The organism is Acidobacteriota bacterium, assembly GCA_003696075.1.
Lineage (GTDB): Bacteria > Acidobacteriota > Polarisedimenticolia > J045 > J045 > J045.
On sequence record RFHH01000070.1, the window covers coordinates 1 to 4,908 of the forward strand.

Genomic DNA, 4,908 nt, shown 5'->3' on the forward strand with positions numbered 1-4,908 from the left:
CATCGGCGGTGGTCATCGGCGGCGTGGAGGACGCTCCGGCCGGCAACCGGCATCTCGACGAGATGCTCTATCACTGCAGTCCGACGGTCGACAACCCGAACCCCGGTTTCGTCGAGGAGAACTACGTCTGCTCGCGGCCGGAGTTCGCGGGGCTGCTGTCGAGCCGTGTGCGGTCGCTGTGCGAGGCGTACGCGAACCGCGGCTGCCCGTTCGACGTCTACTCGATCCACCCTTACCGGCACGCGAAGGAGGCGCACGACCTGATCGCCTGGGCCTGGGACAAAATCCGGACGATCGACCCCGAATACTACGCCGGGATGCGCGTCAACTCCCACGAGGCGGGGCCGGAGTGGCAGCCCCAGCAGGACCCGGCGGCGAAGAACGTCTTCGCCGCGAGCGGCTTCTTCCCGACCTGGGGCGCCGACCTGTTCGAGCGGCTACTGGAGGACGCGATGGCCGACCCGGCCCGCGCCGCGGGGGAGGCCATCATCACGACCTGGCCGTTCAACTGGAACTTCGCCCAGGGGACGCAGTCGGTGGCGAGCGTGATGCGCGTCGACAGCGACGGCGACGGTACGCAGGACGGCGCCGACGCCGTCGGAAACACCTACTTCCGTTTCGTGGAGCTGTTCGACCGGATGTCGAACGATGTCGCCGACCTCGGCGCGGTCGAGGATGCCGGCGCGCGCATCGGCGGCTTCCGGTCGGTCGAGCCGCACGGGCACGACATCCTGCTGTACGCCCACGACCGGCTCGATCCGGACGACCGGGAGCCCTACGGGTGGGACGTGACGCTCCACCTCTCGGGGCTGCAGTATCCGAGCGTGGAGGTCACCGAGTACAGGATCGACCGCGATCACTCCATCAGGGCCGCCTACGACGCGCTTCCCAAGCGCGGTCCCGACGGCGTCTACACGCCGGAGGAACTCGCCGACCTGAAGGCGGCGGACGCCGTGGAACCGATCGCACCGCCGGCGCGTTACGACGTCGCCGCGGGGCGGCTCGACCTGGAGGTCTTCGTGCAGTCCCAGGGGATCACCTTCCTGGAGATTCGCGAGCTGGACAGCGATGCCGACGGGCTGTACGACAGCGAGGACAACTGCCCGAAGATCGCCAATCCCGACCAGCTCGACGGCGATGGGGACGGTGCGGGAGACGCGTGCGACTGCGCTCCGGGCGATCCCGGAGCCTTCGCCGAGCCGGCGGAGGTGACGGGGCTGCGGCTCGCGGGCACACCCGAAACCACGCTGAGCTGGGACGACCAGGCGCCGAGCGCCGGCAGCGGCATCCTCTATGACGTCGCGACCGGCCTCCTGAGCGACCTCGCGCCGGCCGGCTCGTTCGCCGGCGCGACCTGCCTGGCGTCGGGCCTCACGGCGCCGACCGCCACCGACGGCCGCGTCCCCCCGGCCGGGGACGGCTTCTACCACCTCCCGCGTGCCCGCAACGCCTGCGGCGCCGGCACCTACGGTCCGAACCGCGCCGGGCTCGACGCCTCGTCCCCCTGCCCGTAGCCGGATCGTTCGGAAGCCGCGGCCTCCCGCGCGCGGCAGGCCGCGCGGCAAGCCCGAACCCCACCACTGGTGAAGCCGGGGGCAAGCCCGACCCCCACAGCCTCTGGACCCGCGGGGCAAACGCCGCGGCTGCGCGTCGATGCGAGACATCGCGTTCTGGGCGGCCGCGCTCTTCGAGGTGCGTTCTCCTGCCTGGCGAGCCGAACCGTAACTGCGCGCCTCGCAGAGCCGTACCTGTGCGCCGGTCTTTTCGGTCGCTTCTTCCCGAAAAGCGTGTCGTTCGAAATGCGGGCCTTCACCGCGGGCCCGCTCGTCGAAGCCCAGTGTCCTGTCCGCGGATCTCCGGGGTGGCCGCGCCCTTTGGGGCGCGGTGTCCGTGTGCCGGCCGCGTCGGTCGGGGCGCTTCCTGAAGCGCGTTGTCGTGTCGGCGGATTTCCACTGCAGGGGCGCTCCCCGAGCACGTTCTCCTGTCCCCGGATCTCCGAGGTGGCCGCGCCCCTCGGGGCGCGGTTTCTCGTCGGGCGACGTTGCTCCTCTCGCCCTGGCGGCGCCCGACGGGGTCGTTCACGTTCCGAGGCTCGACCGAAAGGCAGCGACGAACCAAGGGGTGCCTTTCACGTCCCTCCACCCGCTCGCCGGCGGGAAAGAAGAGCAGCGATGCGGGTCGTGCCGGCGTTCTCGAGAGGTTCGGCACCACCTCCTTCTTTAAACCCAACCCGGCGCGCGAGCGGCGCCGCAGGCCGTCGCCGCCTTTGTACGGCGGCACCCCACGGAGGGGCCGGGTGCCGCCGGACCCGGTGCTCTTCGTCACCTGGCTCGCGAGCGATCGGCGCGGGCGGCCGGATTCCCGTGATATAGAAATGGCGCGCCCCTGACGGGGCGCGGGGCAGCGTCCGCATGGCGACGATGATCCCCGACAAGTTGGCGGCCGGCGCCACGAAGGGCGAGCGGGCTGTCTTCCGGTTCCTGAAGCGTTACGCGCGGCCGGACGACGAGCACCTGGTCTGGTGCCAGCCGCTCGTCCGCCGCCGCGAGCCCGACTTCGTGCTCTTGTCACCCGACGCCGGCCTTCTGGTCATCGAGGTCAAGGACTGGGCCGCCGGCCAGATCGCCGCGGCGAATGCGCACACGGTGACGCTGCGGATCGGCTCGCGTCGCGAGGAGCGGGAGAACCCCGTCCGGCAGGCGAAGGAGTACGCCCACCGGATCCGCGATCTCCTCCGCGCCGAGCGCGATCGCACCGGCGGCTCCGGACCCGAGGTGCCGGTGGGCTGGGCGGTCGCCTACCCGCACATCCGGCGCTCCGAATTCAGACGGTTGAAGGTGAGCGAGCTGCTCGGAGCCGGCCGCGCCTTCTTCTGGGACGATTTCCACGAGGGGGGCGGCATCGCGAGGGATCCGTCGGGGGCGGCTTTCCGGCGGGTGATGCGGGAGCGGTTCGGTTATCGGAAGAAGGTTCGCCTGGGCTCCGCCGACCGCGAGCGCTTGCGCGGACTGCTGTTTCCCGAGGTCCGGGTGGAGACCCCGCGCGAGGCCGCGCGCCAGCGCTACGAGTATCGCAGGGAGATCCTGGCGCACCTCGACCACAACCAGGAGAGCGTCGCCCGGACGCTGCAGGCGGGCCACAAGCTGATCAGCGGGCCCGCCGGCAGCGGGAAAACGCTCGTGCTCGTCGCCCGCGCGGCGCTGTTGTACCGGGCTGGCCGTTCGATGAGGCCGATCCTTCTCCTCTGCTACAACGCGTCGCTCGCCGGATACCTGGAGCGGCTGCTCGCGGCGAAGAAGGTGCCGCTCGGTCCCCGGGGCGTGGAGGTCCTTCCTTTCTTCGAGCTTTGCGAACGCATCCTCGGCGAGCGCATCGACCACGACCGCCACGACGAGGATCTGTTCGAGGAGGTCACCCGGAAAGCGGCGCGGAAGCTCGAGATGGAAGGCCCCCGGTATCGTTCCGTGCTGGTCGACGAAGGGCAGGACTTCTCGTCGTCGATGCTGGCGGTCGTCAGCCGCCTGCTCCACCCCGACCCCGGCGAGCTGACGATCGCCGTCGATCCGGCACAGGACCTCTACCGGCGCCACAGCACCTGGAAGTCGGCCGGCGTCCAGGCGCGGGGCCGCGTGCACCGCCTCCGGGGCGTCTACCGCAACACCCGCGCGATCGCCGAGCTTGGCGAGCGCATTCTCCGCGCGGCCGTGCCGGCTGCGCGCCCGGAGCCGCGGCAGCTCGCGTTTCCGGGCATCTTCGCCGACGAGGGGCCGGCACCGGTGGCGATCGAGTGCGGGAGCCCGGAGGAGGTCGCCGCGGAGCTGGCGCAGCGGATCGCGACGGCGGTCGAGTCCGAGGGCTATCCGCTCTGCGAGGCGGCGCTTTTGTACACCCACCGGCGCGGACCCGGGGGCGCGCCGGAGTGTTACCCGGAGCTGCTGCTGCGCGCGGTCGGGCGAAGGGGCCTTCTGGCCCACTGGGTCAGCGAGAGCTACCGGACGAAGCGCTGCTACGACATCACCACCGAACGCGTCACGGTCTCGACGGTTCACAGCGCGAAGGGGCTCGACTACGAGTGCGTCGGGCTCGTCGGGCTCGATCTGCTCGAAGGCGACCTGACCGACCCGCCGGTGCGCAACCTCGTGCACACCGCGGTGACGCGGGCCCGCCGGCACCTCTGGATCGGCTATTTCCGCCGGACGCCGCTCATCGAGCAGGTGCTGGAGCTGCTCCGGGACCTTCCGTCGGCCCGCGCCTGACCGGTTCGGGGCCACCGCCGGAACGGAACGGCCGCGGAGCGCCCGGCGAGCGACCGGGGAACCGCGCTTTTCGATCGGCCGGTCCGGCCGAGCTGAACGGGTCCGCCGACGGGTGGAGACGGCGGCGGCTAAGAGGCTCCGCCGAGAGCCCCGCCCGGCGGCGGGACGGGACGAGCGGCCGTCGCGATACGTCAAGAGCGGACTTTCCGGATGAACCGGCGATGGCGGTGCCTCGGCCATCCCGAGTGATCGCGCCACCTCCGCTTCTCGTGCGAAGAGCCCGTCACGCGCCGTTCCTCCACTCCGACCGCACCGGCGGCACCGCCCGCGCCGGGTCCGGCTCCACGCCCGACCGTCCCGGGAGAACGGCCGCCGGCGCGAGGCCGTTTCCGACACCGCCGTCGCCAGGCGCGACCGGCCGGCGGAGTCCGGCGGCGGCGCGAAGCCGGCCGTTGCCGCAGTTCCGCCGTCGCGCGGATCCGGCGGGCGACCTGCGCGAGGTTCGCGCCGCGCGCGATCGCGACGAAGACCGTGTCGTCGCCGGCGAGCGTGCCGGCGATGCCGGGCAGGGCGAGCTGGTCGAGGGCGAGGGCGGCGGCGGAGGCCTCGCCGGGGGGCGTCGTCAGCACGATGAGGTTCGGCGGGGAGGTCG

General features: G+C 72.0%; 3 protein-coding genes. 2 read left to right on the forward strand and 1 reads right to left on the reverse strand.

The annotated features are described in order from the left end of the window. The coding region (locus tag D6718_04580) for a hypothetical protein (GenBank protein RMG46985.1) at nt 1-1,514 on the forward strand (1,514 nt) is incomplete at its 5' end. A gap of 897 nt (nt 1,515-2,411) precedes the next feature. Next, on the forward strand, nt 2,412-4,256 hold the full coding sequence (locus D6718_04585; GenBank protein ID RMG46986.1) for a hypothetical protein: 1,845 nt from the start codon (nt 2,412-2,414) through the stop codon (nt 4,254-4,256). Nucleotides 4,257-4,447: 191 nt separating this feature from the next. Here the strand turns inward: D6718_04585 and D6718_04590 are convergent. Beyond that, the coding region (locus D6718_04590) for a hypothetical protein (protein RMG46987.1) at nt 4,448-4,908 on the reverse strand (461 nt) is incomplete at its 5' end.

Bases quoted from the DNA above. Each gene is read 5' to 3' on its own strand.
- D6718_04585 (RMG46986.1), top strand. From the start codon at position 2,412: ATGGCGACGATGATCCCCGACAAGTTGGCGGCCGGCGCCACGAAGGGC.